This window comes from Micromonospora avicenniae, assembly GCF_900156065.1.
GTDB lineage: Bacteria > Actinomycetota > Actinomycetes > Mycobacteriales > Micromonosporaceae > Micromonospora > Micromonospora avicenniae.
The window spans coordinates 1-17,352 of record NZ_FTNF01000044.1; the positions used below are offsets into that span (position 1 = coordinate 1).

The 17,352-nt window shown below is 68.8% G+C and carries 13 protein-coding genes; 6 read left to right on the plus strand and 7 right to left on the minus strand.

Features of this window, described 5'->3' with window-relative positions; translation table 11 throughout:
• Positions 1 to 896: 896 nt before the first annotated feature.
• Positions 897 to 1,541, plus strand: coding sequence for a helix-turn-helix transcriptional regulator (locus BXA10_RS29790; protein WP_076474170.1), 645 nt, complete (start codon positions 897 to 899; stop codon positions 1,539 to 1,541).
• A 17-nt stretch (positions 1,542 to 1,558) separates the two neighbouring features.
• Here the strand turns inward: BXA10_RS29790 and BXA10_RS29795 are convergent, their stop codons facing one another.
• Together BXA10_RS29795 and folE are read right to left on the minus strand one after the other, a co-directional pair.
• Entirely contained in the window at positions 1,559 to 2,812 is a 1,254-nt protein-coding gene (locus BXA10_RS29795; protein WP_076474179.1) for an NAD(P)/FAD-dependent oxidoreductase, read from the minus strand.
• 20 nt (positions 2,813 to 2,832) lie between these two features.
• A complete protein-coding gene (gene folE / locus BXA10_RS29800; protein WP_175649355.1) occupies positions 2,833 to 3,426 on the minus strand; it encodes a GTP cyclohydrolase I FolE in 594 nt (197 codons plus the stop codon).
• A gap of 145 nt (positions 3,427 to 3,571) precedes the next feature.
• Here folE and BXA10_RS29805 point away from each other — a divergent pair, with 145 nt between their 5' ends.
• Entirely contained in the window at positions 3,572 to 4,060 is a 489-nt protein-coding gene (locus BXA10_RS29805) for an NPCBM/NEW2 domain-containing protein (protein WP_076474171.1), read from the plus strand.
• Between the two features lie 409 nt (positions 4,061 to 4,469).
• On the opposite strand, the gene BXA10_RS29810 is transcribed toward BXA10_RS29805, so the two are convergent.
• Positions 4,470 to 5,000, minus strand: a complete 531-nt coding sequence (locus BXA10_RS29810; protein ID WP_084753535.1) for a GNAT family N-acetyltransferase — start codon at positions 4,998 to 5,000, stop codon at positions 4,470 to 4,472.
• 254 nt (positions 5,001 to 5,254) lie between these two features.
• On the opposite strand from BXA10_RS29810, the gene BXA10_RS29815 reads away from it, so the two are divergent.
• Positions 5,255 to 5,974 carry a hypothetical protein gene (locus tag BXA10_RS29815; RefSeq protein WP_076474172.1) on the plus strand — a complete coding sequence of 240 codons (720 nt, stop codon included), beginning with the start codon at positions 5,255 to 5,257 and terminating at the stop codon, positions 5,972 to 5,974.
• Between the two features lie 118 nt (positions 5,975 to 6,092).
• Here the strand turns inward: BXA10_RS29815 and BXA10_RS29820 are convergent, their stop codons facing one another.
• Positions 6,093 to 6,689 carry a TetR/AcrR family transcriptional regulator gene (locus tag BXA10_RS29820; protein WP_076474173.1) on the minus strand — a complete coding sequence of 199 codons (597 nt, stop codon included), beginning with the start codon at positions 6,687 to 6,689 and terminating at the stop codon, positions 6,093 to 6,095.
• A gap of 91 nt (positions 6,690 to 6,780) precedes the next feature.
• Between BXA10_RS29820 and BXA10_RS29825 the strand changes: the two genes are divergently transcribed.
• The gene (locus BXA10_RS29825) at positions 6,781 to 7,611 is read left to right on the plus strand and encodes an SDR family oxidoreductase (RefSeq protein WP_076474174.1); all 831 of its coding nucleotides are present in this window, start codon (positions 6,781 to 6,783) and stop codon (positions 7,609 to 7,611) included.
• A 209-nt stretch (positions 7,612 to 7,820) separates the two neighbouring features.
• Here BXA10_RS29825 and BXA10_RS29830 read toward each other — a convergent pair whose 3' ends face one another.
• Both BXA10_RS29830 and BXA10_RS29835 read right to left on the minus strand, forming a co-directional pair.
• A complete protein-coding gene (locus tag BXA10_RS29830; RefSeq protein ID WP_076474175.1) occupies positions 7,821 to 12,521 on the minus strand; it encodes an outer membrane protein assembly factor BamB family protein in 4,701 nt (1,566 codons plus the stop codon).
• 34 nt (positions 12,522 to 12,555) lie between these two features.
• Complete coding sequence (locus tag BXA10_RS29835) at positions 12,556 to 13,686, minus strand: HupE/UreJ family protein (RefSeq protein ID WP_175649356.1); 1,131 nt, start codon at positions 13,684 to 13,686, stop codon at positions 12,556 to 12,558.
• 376 nt (positions 13,687 to 14,062) lie between these two features.
• Here BXA10_RS29835 and BXA10_RS29840 point away from each other — a divergent pair, with 376 nt between their 5' ends.
• A complete protein-coding gene (locus BXA10_RS29840) occupies positions 14,063 to 15,487 on the plus strand; it encodes a M1 family metallopeptidase (protein ID WP_175649357.1) in 1,425 nt (474 codons plus the stop codon).
• 126 nt (positions 15,488 to 15,613) lie between these two features.
• On the opposite strand, the gene BXA10_RS29845 is transcribed toward BXA10_RS29840, so the two are convergent.
• The gene (locus BXA10_RS29845) at positions 15,614 to 16,312 is read right to left on the minus strand and encodes a hypothetical protein (RefSeq protein WP_076474177.1); all 699 of its coding nucleotides are present in this window, start codon (positions 16,310 to 16,312) and stop codon (positions 15,614 to 15,616) included.
• A gap of 653 nt (positions 16,313 to 16,965) precedes the next feature.
• Between BXA10_RS29845 and BXA10_RS29850 the strand changes: the two genes are divergently transcribed.
• Positions 16,966 to 17,262 (plus strand): GYD domain-containing protein, encoded by a 297-nt coding sequence (locus tag BXA10_RS29850; RefSeq protein WP_076474178.1) that lies wholly within the window; start codon positions 16,966 to 16,968, stop codon positions 17,260 to 17,262.
• Positions 17,263 to 17,352: the final 90 nt, after the last annotated feature.

Genomic DNA, 17,352 nt, shown 5'->3' on the forward strand with positions numbered 1-17,352 from the left:
CCCACAAAATGAGGCCAACCAGTCCGGGGTAATAAATCAATTTGGCACTGGCTTATCAAGCACCCTGTTGAGTTCTCAAAGAACAACCACACACCATCCGACAAACCCCCAACAAGAGGGCCCGTCATCCGGGGCATTTCGCTCCGCGTCCCGCCGCTCCCGCGCCAGGCACTTTTACTACGTTACCCGCCGATTTCCGCCCTGTCAAACCGCTGTAACCCGGTTTCACACGCTTCCACCCATAACGCGGGCACCCCCGAATCCACCGGCTACCGCCGCCTTCATCAAAGGAATTCAGCAGACCGGCCGCCACGGTCACCCGCAAGCTCGCCCGGCACCCTGCCGACCGTCGACCATACCCGGCCGGTTCCGCCCCACCAAATCCGCCCTACAGCGAACCCGGGGCACCGCCCAGATTTTGAATCGGAGAAGCGAAGCCTCACCGACCCGAAGGTCTCCGCCACGCTCCGGCCTCCAGGACTTTCGCCCCGTTTCGTCCGTTCCGCGCTGGCAGAGAGAAAGTTACGTGACCGCGGGGTTGATCGTCAAATCGGGGTCGCGGGTCAGGTCGCGCCTGCTGAACGGCAAGGAGCACCGCTCGGCCTTCGCCCCAGCGACCATGTGCGACGGCGGCCGGCGCGGACCCGTGTGACGCCGGGTCCGTCGGCTGGCACGGCAATGACGCTGCCACCCCATCCACCCGGGCAGGAAGGGGTCCGTACCAACTTCGACGCACTGGTGGCAGGCGCGATGTCCTACCGAAAGCCAGAGGCACGGCCGCCCCGCGGGCCCGTGCGGCGGCAGCCGGGAGCCAGAGGCGCCGCGGCGCTTCGCCGCAGCCTGCCACGCCCGCATCGGGCAATTTCTACAAGATCCGCTGGTGATAAACTGGTGGCGTGGCAGCGGCCTCCTGGCAGGCGGTGACCGCGCTGGTCGACCAGGTCCGACGGGCGCTGTACGACTACGTCCGCGGCCAGGACCACCCGGTGACCCGGGACGAGGCCGCCGACGCACAAGGCATCTCACGCAGCCTGGCGGCGTTCCACCTCGACAAGCTCGTCGCGGCCAGGCTGCTGCAGGCCCGGTATGAGGCGCCGGCCGACCAGCCACGCGGCCGGGGAAGAACGCCGAAGGTGTACGAGGCGGCGCCGGGCGGCATCTCATTGACCATCCCGGAGCGCCGCTACGACCTGATCGGCGAGATCCTCGCTCAGGCCGTCGCCGAAGATCCGACCGACGCGAGGTCAGCGGCCCTCCGCCTCGCAGAGCAGCGGGGCGTCACCATCGGTCGTCAGGACGCGGGGCGCGGCACCGTGGCGGCGCTTCTGGACGAACTCGGCTTCGAACCGGTCGACCACGACGAGCTGATCCGGCTGCGGAACTGTCCGTTCCATCAGCTTGCTGTTCAGCAGACCGAACTGGTGTGCGGCCTGAACCAGGCGTTCGTCGCCGGTCTGCTGGACGGGCTCGGCCGGACGGAACTCCACGCGCGGCTGGTCCCCACTGCGGGGGCTTGCTGCGTGCAGGTCCGTCCGGCCTGACCCGGCGTCGCGTGTGCCTAGCCCAGGAGATCGCCGAGCGGCACCTGCGGGTCGGCGAGCTTGGCCAGGTCGACGGCGGTGCCGGCGTGTCCGGCGCGCACCAGCGCCTGGATGTGGTCGGTCACGTCCCACACGTTGGCGTTCATTCCGGCCAGAACTCGGCCTTCGGAGACCCAGAACGCCATGAATTCCGGTGCCTCGCCGTCCGCCACGGATGGGTCGCCGCGGAACACCACCTGGTCGTAACCGTCCGGGGCCGCCCAGCCCGAGTACTCCATCCCCAGGTCGTACTGGTCGGAGAAGAAGTACGGCAACCGGGCGTACTCGACCTGCTGGCCCAGCATGGCGCGGGCGGCGGCCGGGCCGCCGTTGAGCGCGTTCGCCCAGTGCTCCACTCGGATGTGCCGGTGCAGCAGCGGGTGGTAGGCGTTGGCCACGTCACCTGCGGCGTAGATGTGCGGGTCGGAGGTGAGCAGCTGGGCGTCGGTGACGATGCCGTTGTCGACTTTCAGGCCCGCGGCCTCGGCCAGCTGCGTGTCGGGCTGGATACCCACACCGACGACGACGGTGTCGGCGGGCAGTTCGGTGCCGTCGGTCAGCAGGACGGACGACACCCGTCCGGAACCGTGCAGCTCTCGAACCCCGGCGCCGAAGCGGAAGGTGACGCCGTGGCTTCGGTGCAGGTCGGCGAAGATCCGGGCGACCTCGTCGCCGAGGACTCTCTGCAACGGCAGTTCGGCGACGTCGACCACGGTCACGGTGGCGCCGTGCTTGCGGGCGGCAGCGGCGATCTCCAGACCGATCCAGCCCGCACCGATCACCACGAGCCGGGACTTGTCGGTGAGGGCTTCGGCTATCCGGTCGGACTGCGCCAACGTGCGCAGGTACAACACGTTGTCCAGGTCGGCACCGGGAACATCCAGGCGGCGGGGCGTCGAGCCGGTGGTCAGCAGCAGCTTGTCGTACCCGATCTGCTCACCGTCGTCGAGGACGACGTGGCGGGCGGTGCGATCGATGGCGGTGACCCGGGTTTCGGTACGCAGCTCGACGTTGTGCGCGTCGTACCAGCCGGCGTCGTGCACGTACACGTCGCTGCGTGGTGTGGTCCCCAGGAGCAGGCCCTTGGACAGTGGCGGCCGCTCGTAGGGGCGTTCGGGTTCCTCGCCGAGCAGGATCACGCGGCCGTCGAAGCCCTCTTCGCGCAGCGTCTGGGCGGCTTTGGCGCCGGCGAGGCCGGCGCCGACGATGACGAAGGTGGGGCTGTTGTTCATGCCGCTCTCCGATTCGGGGATCACTGGGCTCCGGTGAGGGAGAAGAACTCGGCCCTGGATCGGGCGTCGTCACGCAGAGTACCGAGCAGGGTGGAGGTCACCGTCGTGGCACCCGCCGCGTGTACGCCGCGCAACGTCATGCACATGTGCTCCGCCTCGATGACGACGCCTACGCCTTTGGGCGCGAGTTCGAGGGCCAGCCAGTCCGCTACCTGCTTGGTCAGTCGTTCCTGCACCTGCGGCCGGTGGGCGAACAGCTCCACGACGCGGGCAAGCTTCGACAGTCCGAGGATCCGGTCGCCCGGCAGGTAGCCGACGTGGGCGACACCGACGAACGGGAGCAGGTGGTGTTCGCACACTGACCGGATCGGGATGGATCTGGCCAGTACGAGTTCGTCGTATCCCTCGTCGTTGGGGAAGGTCGTCAGCTCGAACGGGCGCGCGGTGAGCAGTTCGGCGTATGCCGAGGCCATCCGCCGTGGTGTCGCGCGCAGGCTCTCGGAGTCCAGGTCGATGCCGAGCGCGGCGAGGAACTGGGCGGCGGCTTGTTCGGCGGCGACGAGGTCCCGTGCTGGTTGCTGGTTCACGCGGCGTGGGGCGGGTGCGATGGTCACGTCCGCGGCTCCCGGAGTCGGTGTGCAGGTCCACGGCGCGTCCCTCGTCTTCGGCGAGGGCCGTCGCCGGTATCCGTCATCCTGTGCTCTCCGGCGAGTAATTTCAATAGCGGATGTTGGTTAAATTCAGCGACCGCGGCGCCCGGTGCACGTCGAGGAGGCGGTTCGCGTCTTCGTACCGCCACCGAACCCGACCGGAACGACGTACGTCAGTGACCTGCCGTTCCTGAGCGAGAGCAACGGGTGGGGTCCGGTCGAGCGCGACGGCTCCAACGGCGAGATGAACGCCGGCGACGGAGGCGCCATCTCCATCGGCGGCAGGACGTACGCCAAGGGCATCGGCACTCACGCGCCCAGCGAGATCACTGTTTGGTTGGGCGGCGTCTGCACCCAACTGCAGGCCGACGTCGGCATCGACGACGAGGTCACCCAGTCCGGCTCGGCCGCCTTCCACGTCGTCGGTGACGGTCGGCCACTCGCCGACACCGGGATCATCCGGAGCGCCGACGGCGCGCGCACGGTCGGAGTTGACGTCAGCGGGGTGCGCACGGTGACCCTGAGGGTCACCGATGGTGGGGACGGTAAGAACTTCGACCACGCCGATTGGGGTGACGCGCGGGTGACCTGCGCGTAAGTGGTTTCCAGCGGAGCCGCCACGGCCCCGCGGAGGGGCGGGGGCCGGTCACCATGCCGCCCCTGACCCTCCGCACCACGGATTCAAGCGTCGCCCAGGCCGCTGTCATGTCGCCCGCGCCGGGCGATGATCGCGCGAAGCTAGGGCGTTATGTCGTCCTCTGGTGGCGGCGACTTCCGCTTCGAGACGAACCCGAACCGCACCAGCAAATACACTATGAGCGCCACGATGACGACAGTCAGAAAAACGCACGCGATCCCCCCGGTGATGCCCATGTCGCGAAATTATCCTGTTGTGCGCGGCGGGAGATTCGGTTTCGAAAGATACTCGATCAGGTGAGCGCGACTGGGTCGGAGCTTCCCCACTGACCGCCCGGAGGGGGGATCGTCAGGCATGCGGCGGACGACGTTCAGCCGGCCGCTGACTCGGGCTTCACCAACTGATACATGATGTGGTCCTGCCACCGGCCGGCGATGTTGAGGTACTCCGGCGCCATCCCGTACCGCACGAACCCGTTGCGTTCCAGCACCCGCTGCGATCGGATGTTGTTCAGCAGGGTCTCCGCCTGCACCCGATGCAGCCCCAGCTTTTCGAAGGCCACCCGCACGATCTCGCGTACCGCCTTGCTCGCGACCCCTCGGCCGTTGTGGCTTGCGCTGACCCAGTAGCCCATGGAGCACGACTGGAACGGGCCACGCACGATGCCGTTGAGGGTGATGCGGCCGATCACGCTGCCGGAGTCGTCGACGATGACGTGCGGCAGTTTCGATCCATGCTCGTGCTGCTGGAGGTCGGCCTGGATGACGGCGTGCTGGCCGTCCGCCGTGAAGTAGTCCTCGCTCCGGATCGGCTCCCAGGGCGCGAGGAACTCACGGTTCACGCGGACCAGCTCGGCCAGGGCGGGGGCATCCTGCGGGGTGATGAGTCGGGTGATCTTCACCCGCCGATCCTCCCAGGCGGCCGGTGCCAATCCTGACCGGGCCGCGCCGAAGCCCCCGGGGATACGTCAGCGACGGCGTCGTCGAGGAGCGCGACCTCGAGAGCGCAGGGGGCTGTCATCGAACGCTCAGCCAACTCTCGGCGACTTCGCAACCACGCGACGCATCGTAGAACCGTTCCGCCCTGGCGGCACCCGTCAGCAGGGGTGGACACCGCACCGGGCGTCTCAGGGATGAGCAGTCTGCTTGGGAGATCATGACCATGCCGAGTCAGAGCAAGAGCCGAAGCGCTTCCGCGGCAGCCGCCCGGGAGGCGGTCGAACGCGCCCGGCGACGCGAACGCCGACAGCACCGGCTGTTCTGGGGCATCGGCGGCGGACTGGTGGCCGTCCTCCTGGTCGCGGTCGGCCTGGCCGTCGCGCTGAACCAGCCGGCGCATGGAGATTCGGGCGCTGCGAACATTCCGGCCACCCCGGCTAGGACCGCCGAGGGCCGTACCGACCAGCCGCCGTGGCCGACGCCGGCTGACGCCGCGAACCGGGTACAGGCGGCCGGACTGCCGATGCTGGGCACGGAAGGGACGATCGAGCACATCCACGCCCACCTCGACGTGATCGTCGACGGTAAACCGGTCACCGTACCGGCGCAGATCGGCATCGACGAGGCCAACGGCCAGATCAGCCCGCTGCACACCCACGACACCACCGGCGTGCTGCACGTCGAGTCGCCGGTGAAGGCGGACTTCAGCCTCGGCCAGTTCTTCACCGAGTGGCAGGTGGCGCTCTCGGAGAACCAGGTCGGCGGCCTCACCGCCGGCGACGGCAAGGTCCTGCGCGCATACGTCAACGGCAAACCGTACTCGGGTAACCCGGCGGGAATCGTTTTGCACGCACACGACGAGATCGCCCTCGTCTACGGCACGCCCGCCCAGCAGGCCAACCCGCCGTCGAGCTACGCGTTCCCGGCCGGCGAATAACCTCGATGCGGTACGACCCCCGGCAAGGCGGTGATGAGCGCCAGCCGCGCCCGACTTGATCCCGCCGCCCAGTGCGCTTCGCTTGCCGGGCGGGATCAACCTTGACGGGATGCCGGTCTCAGGCGACTTCGAGTGAGTCGAGCCAGGCGAGCAGCCGGGCGCCTTCGCGGTCCATGACTCGCGGCTCTCGCAGGGCGTTGGCCAGCAGTGACATGCCCTGGTACGCGCCCACGAGCGTCAGGGCGAGGCCGTCGGGCTCCGGCAGGCCCAGTTCGCGGAACTGTTGCTCCACCCAGTCGAGCAGCAGTCGCATGACCTTGCCCGCTTCGGCGTCAAGTCCGCCGTCGTCGCGTTTGTCGAGCTCCATCGCGAGGGTGCCGGTCGGGCAGCCGTAGCGGGCGGCGACGTCACGCTGGCTCACCCAGGCTTCGACCAGGCCTTTGAGCCGTTCGCGGGGGTCGGCGAGTTGGTTGAGGCGGTCGGTGAGCAGATCCAGCTGCCGGGTGTGCTCCGACAAGGCGGCGACGACGAGCTCGTCCTTGCTCTTGAAGTAGTAGTACACGTTGCCCACGGGGACGTCGGCCGCGCGCGCGATGTCGGCGATGGTGGTGCGTTCGACTCCCTGTCGGTGCACGACCTCGGCGGCGGCCACCATGAGTCGCTTCCGTTTGTCGCCGGCCGTCCGGGCTCGCCCCGAAGCCTTCAAGTCAGTCACCTGACTAACTATAGGTGCCCGTCCCGTGTTACGGTCCTCCCGCTCACGACTGAGTCAGTCGACTGACTAACAATCTTTGGAGCGATACCGAATGATCATCGTTACGGGCGCCACCGGAAACGTCGGCCGCACCCTGGTCCGCACCCTCACCGAGCAGGGGCGTGAGGTGACCGCCGTCTCCCGCCGCATCACCGCGTCCGATGTCCCGCACAGCGTCCGCCCGGTCCCCGCGGATCTCGCCCAACCGGCTGCTGGGCTGCCCTCCGCGGACGCGGTCTTCCTGCTGGTCGGCGGAGACCTGATGATGGCGGGGGATCCTGCTCAGGTCGTCGCCCAGTTCGCCGACGCCGGCAAGATAGTCCTACTCTCCTCGCAGGGAGTGGCCACCCGCCCGAACTCCGTGTCCCACGGCGTGGCCTTCGCCGCCTTCGAGCAGGCCGTCATGGAATCCGGCATCGGATGGACCATCCTGCGTCCCGGCGGCTTCGCGTCCAACTCCTACGCCTGGGCGCCCTCCATCAAGGCCACCCGCACGGCGGCCGCCCCCTTCGGGGAGGTCGGCCTCCCGGTCATCGATCCCGACGACATCGCCGCCGTGGCCGTCGCCGCGCTCACCCAGCCCGGCCACACGAATGCAATCTACGAACTGACCGGCCCCGAGCTCACCACCCCGCGCCAGCGCGCCGCCGCCATCGCCGACGCCATCGGCGAGCCCGTCACGTTCATCGACCAGACCCGGCAGGTGGCCCGCGCCCAGCTGCTCACGTTCATGCCGGCCTTGGTGGCCGACACCACCCTCGACATCCTCGGCGCCCCCACCGTCCACGAACAGACCGTCAGGCCCGATGTCGAACGAATCCTGGGCCGCTCCCCCGGCACCTTCGCCGACTGGGCCAAACGCAACGCCGAAATCTTCCGCTGACGGTCCGGTAGTCCCAGGTCCGGCCGGTGCCGCCCTCCTGCTGCTGTCCGGGCGGCGGGAGGGCGGCCAGACCCGTTGGAACTCCTCGTCGAGACGCGACCGCCCGGTGTGCAGATCCACCTGACGCGACCCGCCGCTTCGGGTCGTAGGCCGCAACGGGCCGGCCCGGATGGCGTCCGGGCCGGCCCTGTACGCGCGTAGGCGTGGGGTTACGGCGCGGTGACGCCGTCGAGGGTGCCCACCGCGTCGACGCCGAGAGTGACGACGAGCTTGCGGGTGAGGGTGTACGAGCCACCCGCCGGAACGTCGACGTTGAACCGGCTCATCACCCAGTTGCCCGCGGCATAGACGTCGAAGGCGGTGGCCGGCGTGCCGTAGACGAGACCGAAGACCTGCGAATCGGTCCCCGTCATGCCGATGTACGGCCTGGTCGGGGTGTACGCCGCCGTCTCACCCGGTGCCACGACGCCGGCGCCGGGGATGACGCTGGCCTGGCCGGCCGCGTCGTGGTCCATCGCGTCACCGGTCCACACGCTCAGTGGCGCCGAGCCGGAGTTGCTCAACTCGGTCGAGACCGTGGCGAAGTTGTCGCCCGGCTTCAGCGTGTACGTCGTCGTCGCCGTCAGACCGGTGAAGCCCTTGACCGGTCCGGACGCCCGGACGACGGCCTTGTCACCGGTCGCCTGGACGATCTGGACGTCGGTCGCCGTGACCGACCGCACGCTCCATGCGCTGTCGCCGGTCGGCTGGGTCGCCGAGACGTAGGGCAGGTTGATCCAGTCGAACTGGTCGGCCATGCCCCGGACGGCGATGTCGACCGGCTTGCCGCGGGTGCTGCCGGAGAGCTGCGAGTCGTTGTAGGCGTCGGCGATCGCCATCGAGAGCTTGTCGTTCTCGAGCATGACGTCGCCGTAGCCAGCCTCGACCAGACCCGAGTCGAACTGCTTGCCGTAGCTCGCCTCGACCGTGACCGGCTTCAGCGCGGCGTCGGCGACGCCGCTGCCCGCCACCGGCACGGTGACCGTGCCGGTGGTCGTCTGGTAGCCCAGCTTGGACACCCGGACGTCGTACCGACCGGCCGGGGCCTTGACGAGGTACTTGCCGCCGGCGTCGGTGGTCGCGGTCGCGACCACCGTGCCGGTCTGCTCGAGGGCGACCCGGGCACCGGGAACGGCGGCGCCGCCGGCAGTGATCGTGCCGGCCGCGCGAGCGGCGTCCGGGACGGCCGTGTCGTGCAGGTCGATTTCGTCGACCCACTTCGCGATGTTTGCGGTGGGGTCGCCACCGGCGGTCGCGTAGTCGGTCAGGTGGTAGAAGCTGAACTGCTTGGTGGCGCCGGGCGCCAGCGTGGCGTCGTAGTAGAGACCCTCGACGTAACCGTACGCGCCGACCGCGGCCGGCGTGTCAAGTGCCCACGCCAGACCGTGGGCGGCCTGACCGTTCGTGGTGGCCGCGTCGGCACCGACGTAGACGTAGTTCCCGGTCCAGCCCGAGGTCTTCATCCCCGGGTTGGTGCCGCTGAACCCGGGGATCCGGCCGTTGTCGACCGAACTGTCGGGGTCGATCATGTAGTTGAAGTAGCCCTGGTAGCCCGTCGTGCCGGTGTTGGTGAGCTTGACCGTCATCTTCACGATCGGAGCGTCGGGCAGGGTCTCGTAGCGGACCTGCGCCTTGACGGCCGGGTTCGCCCGGTACTGACCGTTGCCGACCACGGCAGCGCCGTCGACCGCGAGGTCGGGCAGGTCGAGCTGGTCGTTCGGCCGCTCCCACGAGTCGGGCGGCGTGAGGCTCGGACGCAGCAGCATCTCGCCCCAGTCGAGGGTTTCGGCTCCGTTGGCGTCGTTGAGCATGAGGTCCGACAGCGCGCCCTGGCCCAGACCGCCGACGCCGTTGTTGCCGGCGGCGTACGGCGTCACGGACGCCCGGATCTTGTCGTTGGCCAGGTAGTAGTACTCGGTGCCCGTGACGACGTCCGTGCGCGTGCTGCCGTTGCCGTAGTCCGGCGCGTACGTCGACCTGCCGGCGACCGGCTGGGTCACCTTGATCAGCTTCAGGTTGGCCGTCGTGTCGCCGGTGCTGCCGACCGTGACGGTGGACGCCGAGTGTTCGTCGGCGATCAGACCACGCTTGGCCGCCGTGACGGTCCAGGTCGACGCGGGCAGACCGATCCGGTAGTGGCCCTTGGCGTCAGTGCTGGTCACCGCGCTGTCCTGACCGGCGGCGACGGCGGTGACCTTCGCGCCGGCGATCGGAGCGCCCGTCTGCGGGTCGCTGACCGTGCCGGTCACGGTCGCCCAGCGCTGCGCGGACTCGCCGCCCGGCACATAGGCGTAGAGGTTGCCGTCCCAGGCGCCCGTCACGACGGTGTTGCCGCTGACGGCCGGGCCGGCGCCCACCCAGGTGCCGATCTCGTGGCTCCACAGGATCTGGCCGGTGTCGGTGGCCAGGGCGTAGAACCTGCCGTTGTTGGCGCCGACGAAGATCGTGTCGCCGGCCACCACCGGGCTGGACATGACGCCACCGTGGTAGATGTCGCCGGGCAGCGCCCGCTCCCAGAAGACGTTGCCGGTCTGGGCGTCGAGGGCGACGACGGTGCCGCTCGGGAAGCCCATGTAGACGACGCCGTCCTTGACGGCCGCGGCGCTCGGGGTAGAGCCGCTCGAGACGAGCGAGGAGCGCGAGCTCCGGTACGTCCACAGCGTCGCACCGGTCTTGGCGTCACGGGCGACGATGCCGTTGTTGGCGCCGATGAAGACCTTGCCCTCGGCCGCGGTCGGTACGCCGTCCTGCCACTCGCCGAGCGACTCGGTACCGGTCCACTTCCGGACGCCGGTGGCCAGGTCGTAGGCGAGCACCCGGTCGGCGGTCTGGTTGCCGACGTACACGGTGCCGTCCATGACGGCCGGGGTGCCGTCGCTCATCTGGTTGCCGGACATCGGCGAGGCCCAGATCTGCTCACCGGTCCTGGTGTCGAGCGCCTTCAGGACGCCCTGGCTGCCGATACCGAAGCGGGTCTGGTACGGCCAGAGCACCGTGTGGCCGGAGACGGCCGGCGAGTAGTAGCCGTACGTGCGCTGGTTGTTCGGGGCCGGCGCCTGCTCGGGCACGGCCTTCCAGCGCAACTGGCCGGTGGCCGCGTCGACGGCGTAGAGCTCCGAGCCGAGCGTCGGCGCGAAGATCAGGCCATCACCGTAGGCGAGGCTGCCGTGGATCGACTGCGGCACCTCGAAGTTCCACAGTTCCTTGCCGTCCTTGAGTCCGACGGCGTGGATCCGGCTGTTGCCGTCGCCGTTCTCGTCACGGGTGCCCGCGTAGACGACCCCGTCGTGAATGACCGGCGAGCCCGTGAGGAACGTGCCGTCGGTGCGGAAGCTCCAGGCGAGGCGACGACCGGCCTCCTGCGCCGGCGCGACACCGGAGTGGGCCTCGTCGCCATGGTGCTGGTCCCAGTCACCGCCGGCGACCGGCTTGAGCGCGGGCTCGCCGGTGAGAGTGAAGTCCGCCGACTTGGTCCAGGTCTTGCCCGCCGCGTCGACCACCTTCACGTCGATGCGGTGCTCACCGACCTTCTGCAGGCTGTCGGGCAGGTTGCTCTGCCAGGTGAACTCGCCGCTGTGGTGCAGCGGCATCCAGTTCTTGCCGCCGTCGATCTGGTAGCGCGCCGAGACGACCTCGTCGCCGGTGTCGTAGGCGTTGATCTGGATACCCGGGAACTTCGCGGCCGGCACCTTCGAACCGGGCGCGGGGCTGACGATGGTGAGGTGTTCGTTCTCGCCGTACATCCGGAACGGGTTGTCGAAGCCCGGACCGGCCATGTGGATGTAGCGGAAGCCGCGCGGCGCGTTGTCGATCGTGTAGGAGCTCGACACGGTCTGGATGTGCTTGGCGGTCGAGGCGAACGCCGAGTTGTTCTCGACGTGGTTGGAGTGCTCGTGGCCGACCAGGATCAGCTGCGCCTTGTAGCGCTCGAGCACGTCACCGAAGGCGTCGTACGTCGACGGCGAGCCGAACGGAACGTTCATCGGCTGGTGGGTGAGGACGACGACCTCGATGTCGTTGCTCGGGTCGTCGTCGAGCGGAACGCTCGCGGCGAGGTCGTCCTTGAGCCAGTCCAGCTCCTCGTCGAACGGCGCCGAGCCGTTGTTCTCGAGCACCACGAAGTGCCGGTTGCCGTAGTTGAAGGAGTACCACTCCGGCCCGACGTTCTTGCGGTAGTTGTCGATTTTGTCCGCGTACGCCGAGCCGCTCGCGTACTCGTGGTTGCCGACGGCCGGCCACACGCCGACGGCCGACTGCTGGGTGCCACGACGGAACGTGTCGAACTGCCCCTGGCTCGCGTCGTTGGTGAGGTCGCCGCTGACCGCGATGAAGCGCAGGTCCGTGCCCGTGGAGTTGATCTCGCGGATCTGGTCGGGCAGCTGCGCGTTGACGTGCGGGTCGGCGATGTTGGCCCAGGAGAAGGTGTCGCCATCGGAGATCTCGTCGCGCACCAGGCCGAAGTCGGCCTTCGGGGTGGCGTCGTCCGCGAGCTGACCGAGGTTGGCCCAGAACCTCGGCTCCTTGTACTCGTCCAGGCCGAACCGGTAGCCCCGCGGCTGACCGGCCCACACGATGTCCGTCTTGCGACGGTCGGTGGAGATCGTCAGCGAGTAGGAGCCGTCGGCTGCGGTGGTGGCGGCGACCACACCGTCGGAGACGCGGACGCCGGCCAGACCGGCCTCGCCGTCGTTGCGCACGCCGTCGCCGTTGGCGTCGACGTACACGACGCCGGTGACGGTGGCTTCCGGCGGGTCGATGGCGTACGCCGCGTACGACGCGAGCGGGCCCGCCACGACGCTGGCGGCGAGCGCCAGCGTGGTGGCGTACAGGACGACGCGCAGGCGTGCGCGCGTCCAGATGAACGCGGACATCGGGATCCTTCGGGATGGGGGTTGGGGATGGGTGTCAGGCCAGGAACGACGAGCGTTCGACGAACCAGACCAGACCGGCACCAGCGACCGCGACGGTCGCCGCAGCGGTGCCGAGCGTGAGAGCGCGAGCGGCGACCGGATTGGTCATGGCCCTGCGCAGGAACAGCAGTCCCGGGAAGGCGAGCGCGATGATCGCCAACTGGACGAGTTCGATGCCGACGTTGAAGGAGACCAGGTCGGCCAGCGTCGAGGCCGACAGCGGTCCGTCGACGCTTAGCGCGCCCGCGAAGCCGAGCCCGTGCAGCAGCCCGAAGCCGAAGACCACGGGCAGCCGGTGGCTCGTCCTCGGCGAGAGCAGGTTGTCGACGGCGACGAACGCGATCGACAACGCGATGAGCGGCTCGACGATCCATCCGGGCACGCTGACCCAGCCGAGCGCCGCCAGCACCAGGGTCACCGAGTGCGCGATCGTGAACGCCGTGGCGACCTCGACGACGTCGCGCAGCCGCTTCGCGCCCAGCAACAGCGCCAGCAGGAACAGCACGTGGTCGAGCCCGAACAGCAGGTGCTCCGCCCCGAGGCGGACGAACCGCGGGATGTCGTTGAGCAGATCGGTGTTCCCCACGGTGACGCTGGTGTGCGCGGAGTCGAGCAACGTCGACCCGCGACGGCCGTCGACGTCGTAGGCCACCATCGTGGTGGTGTCGTCGACCACGCCGTCCGAGACGCGGAAGATGTCGCTGCGGACGGTGAGCGCGCCGGACGCGGCGCAACTGTAGGCGAGCGCGACCTGCACCGCGCCGGAGTCGGCGAGTTCGACGCGGGCATCGTCCTCGGCGGTGCACCCGATCGCGCCGCGGCTCAGCCGCAGCCGCTCCCCGACGTAGGCCGCCACCTCGCTCGCGTGCGCGTCCAACGACCTGCGCCGCAGCTCGGTCGGCACCTCGGCGGGCGCGCCGTCCACGCCGACCGCGTCCGGGCCCAGGACACCGTCGAGGTTCAGCAGCCGGGCGAGGACGTCGTACTCCACATCGATGACAGCCACGACACCGTCGCCCTGGCCGCGCACGTCGACCGCGACCGAGGTCGCACGGACGTGTGCCTGCGCGGGAGCGGCGACACCAAGCAGGGCAACAAGGGAGGCGAGGATCGCCAGTAGACGCACAGGCAAGCACTCTGCAGCGCCCGCTCCACAGTCGGCAACGGGGATCGGGCCCAGTTCATCGAACCTTCCGCTGCCGGTCATCCACCACCGAGAGCTGGGTTCCGGGGGTTCGGAAGCCGAGTTCTGGGCGCCGCCACCGGGTGCTGCTCGGCGACCAGGCTGACCTGGAGCCTCATGCCTCCGGCCACGCCGGTCAGGTTGTCGAGGTCGTGACCAGTGCGGTGCTCCGACCGGGTCACCGGTTTGCCAGCATTGGAACGAACGACGAACGCGAGGTGGCCCGCAGACCTTGACGCGCGCGCATCCGGTGCGGGTGGATAGGGCGTACAGATCCGGTGGCCAGCGCGGCCGCGACGGTCCAATAGGGAGGAATCACATGACAGTCCCACGCCTGCGCGGTTCCGCGCTGGCCACGGTCGTCCTCGTGGCTGTCGGGTCGACGGTGGCGCCGGCCTCGGCCGGTGCGGCACCTGGCACGCCTGGAGCCCCCAGGTACTCGGCCGGTGCGGCGAGCGTCGGCGACCCGTACTTCCCCGACCAGGGCAACGGCGGATACGACGTCCAGCACTACGACCTCGACTTCTCCTACGACCCGGCGACCCGGTTCATGGATGCCACCGCAACCATCACCGCGACCGCCACCCAGGACCTCGACCGGTTCAACCTGGACTTCCGAGGCCCGGAAGTCTCCGCAGTGACCGTCAACGGGCATGCGCACGGCTTCACCCGAAACGGTCAGGAACTGATCGTCACTCCGCGTCCGAAGCTCAAGGCCGGACACACGTTCACCGTGGTGGTGAGGTACGCCGGCGTACCGGGTCCGATCACCGACCCGGACGGATCGATCGAAGGCTGGGTGCCTACCGACGACGGCGCCTTCGTCGTCGGAGAGCCCCAGGGGACGCCCGCGTGGCTGCCCACCAACGACCACCCGACCGACAAGGCCACCTTCCGGTTCACCGCGAAGGTGCCGGCGGGGCTCACCGCCGTCGGCAACGGCCAACTCCTGTCCCGGGAGACCCGGGACGGCTGGACCACCTTCACCTGGGACTCGACCGAGCCGATGGCCACCTACCTGGCGACGATCACCATCGGCGACTTTCTGGTGACCGAGTCGACGACGTCCACCGGAATCCCGGTCTACGTCGCGGTCGACCCGCGCCAGGTGTCCGGGTCCACCACCGCCGTGACCCAGATCCCGAAGATGATCGACTTCTTCTCCACGATGTTCGGTCCGTACCCCTTCGCCTCGACCGGGGCGATCATCGACCGGGCCCCCGACGTGGGCTACGCCCTGGAGACGCAGACCAAGCCGATCTTCTCCAGCCCGGCGAGCGTCGGCACCATGGCGCACGAACTGGCCCACCAGTGGTACGGCGACAGCGTCTCCCCGGAACGTTGGTCGGACATCTGGCTCAACGAGGGCTTCGCCACCTACGCCCAGTGGATGTACACCGAGTACAACGGCGGCGCGTCGGTCAGCGAGACCTTCAACAGCAGCAGCAACTACGGTCGGGCCGCGTCGTCGCCGTTCTGGCAGATCGTTCCGGCCGACCCGGGCCCCGAGGAGATGTTCAGCAACATCCCGTACAACCGGGGTGCGATGACCTTGCACGCGCTGCGCGGCAAGGTCGGCGAGGCTGCGTTCTTCCGCATCCTGCGTACGTGGGCGGCCAGCCACCGGTACAGCCATGCCGCAACGGCCGACTTCGTCGCCCTCTCCGAGCGGGAATCCGGGCAGAACCTCACCGCGTTCTTCGATGTGTGGCTCTTCCAGAAGGGCAAGCCCACGACCTGGTGACGGAGAGCCGGGGCCCGCGACCGTCTCGGCCGCGGGCCCCCACCTCGGCGGTGCGGACCACGGCGGGCGCGAATTGCCCTCCAACGCGATCCGGCGCGGCCGGCCACGCTGACGCGGGTGCCCCCGTCAGCTCGGGTAGCCCGTCCCCTGCGGCGGGGACTGCCAGCGCGTCGCGTCAGACTGCCGGGGCTCATCGGCGGAGTCGCGGCGCAACGAATCGATCCACTGTGAACCGCCGACCATCGCCGGCTCCGGTTCGCCGGCCTTACCCGGCTTCGTCGGATCCTCACCCTGCTTCGTCGAACCGAGCCCGTCCACGCCGAGCGGGCGATCCCGCTCCGATACCGGCGGAATCATCTGGTCCGGGACCTCGACCGTCTGCTCATCCGCGTCCGGCTGCGGCCAGCGCCGCCACCGCTGGACACTGACGACCCCGACCATGAGCAGCAAGCCCAGCATCAGCGTCGTTCCGGTCCGTACGGGGGTGAGCAGGTCAATCTGGTAGCCCGCCACGCTCAGCTTGTGACTGAGCAGGTCCAGCACCCATGCCGGGCTGAACAACAAGCCCGCGTAGCTGACCGCGTACGCGAGTCCGGTCAGCACCGAGCCGAGCGGGGAGACCCGGACGGTGGCGATGAGCCCGAGGAGAAGGCCGGCAGCCGCCAGCACGAGCAACGGTTTCAGCAGAGCGGTGGCGTCGGGCGCTCCCCCATGGTCCTGTGCGTCCGCGAACACCCGCAGGGACCGGCCCTGGCCAGCGGACAGCAGAACCCAGGCCAGCGGACCGACGATGAGCGCGGCGATCACGGTTTTGATGTGTCGCATTCGGGGAAGGTACCGAGCTTTCCTCGCTTGTCGATCACTCGATAAGCAAAACTTAACTCTCCGTGACGCTACGTCGTCCGGCGTAGCTCTCGGTGCAGAGGACGGCCGTCAGCGCGTAGCGCACAGTAAGTTCCGCGCCATCTCGTCGAGTCCTCGTCGCGGCGCCCGATGTCGCTTGCCGAGCCCTCGAGGTGCACGTGCTCGCCGTCGGGACCTGCGCCTTCGATTGACCATTACGATCCGGGCGATATCGCCGACAACGAACAATGGCGCGCCCTGGCCCGCAGCGGCAGACCGAGACTGATACCGCGCTCGAGTTGGGGCAGCGTTTTAGTGGGATCAGGGAACGGCTCCGGATTACACAGCCTCAGCGAGCAAGGTCAGCAAGTCGCAGCTGTACCGACACTTTGAAGACAAGCCAGGGCTGGTACGGACAGTGGTCACGTTTGTGGGCGAGCGACGATAACCGGTGAGCCAGAACCCTGGAGAAGGTGAGCACGTCGCGGGCTTGCGACGTTGGCGGGAGGCGCTGGTCGAGCACAACAGGCCGTGGACGCTCTCATCATTGGTCCTGGTGAGCACTCAATGCGATTCCCGGTCACCGTGCCCGGAATTGACCTTACGATGAGGTCTCAACATGGGGGTGAAAGACCATGCCAACGTATATCGCGTTGCTGAACTGGACCGATCAGGGAATCCGAGGCTACAAGGACACCGCGAAGCGCGCCGAAGCCTTCGCCGCGGCGACACAGGGACTCGGGGCCGATCTCCTCAACATCTACTGGACCGTCGGTCCGTACGACCTCGTGGCCGTCGTCGAGGCGCCCGACGACGAAGCCGCCGCCGCGGCGTTCCTACAGCTCGGCGGGGCGGGCAACGTCCGTAGCACGACCCTGCGCGCCTTCAATCGAGAGGAGATGGGTCGGATCATCGCCAAAACCGCTGGCTAGTGCCGTGACCACGAACGTTCACGGTGTTGGTTGACACGCCGGCCGGCCTGTCGGTCTGGCGGCGTTGCGGCGGTCAGGCTGTGGCGGTGG

What these genes read in the sequence shown, in the direction of transcription:
- BXA10_RS29795 (WP_076474179.1), bottom strand. Translation starts at nt 2,812, where the DNA reads ATGAACAACAGCCCCACCTTCGTCATCGTCGGCGCCGGCCTCGCCGGC.
- BXA10_RS29815 (WP_076474172.1), top strand. Translation starts at nt 5,255, where the DNA reads ATGACCATGCCGAGTCAGAGCAAGAGCCGAAGCGCTTCCGCGGCAGCC.
- BXA10_RS29825 (WP_076474174.1), top strand. Translation starts at nt 6,781, where the DNA reads ATGATCATCGTTACGGGCGCCACCGGAAACGTCGGCCGCACCCTGGTC.
- BXA10_RS29830 (WP_076474175.1), bottom strand. Translation starts at nt 12,521, where the DNA reads ATGTCCGCGTTCATCTGGACGCGCGCACGCCTGCGCGTCGTCCTGTAC.
- BXA10_RS29840 (WP_175649357.1), top strand. Translation starts at nt 14,063, where the DNA reads ATGACAGTCCCACGCCTGCGCGGTTCCGCGCTGGCCACGGTCGTCCTC.
- BXA10_RS29845 (WP_076474177.1), bottom strand. Translation starts at nt 16,312, where the DNA reads ATGCGACACATCAAAACCGTGATCGCCGCGCTCATCGTCGGTCCGCTG.
- BXA10_RS29850 (WP_076474178.1), top strand. Translation starts at nt 16,966, where the DNA reads ATGCCAACGTATATCGCGTTGCTGAACTGGACCGATCAGGGAATCCGA.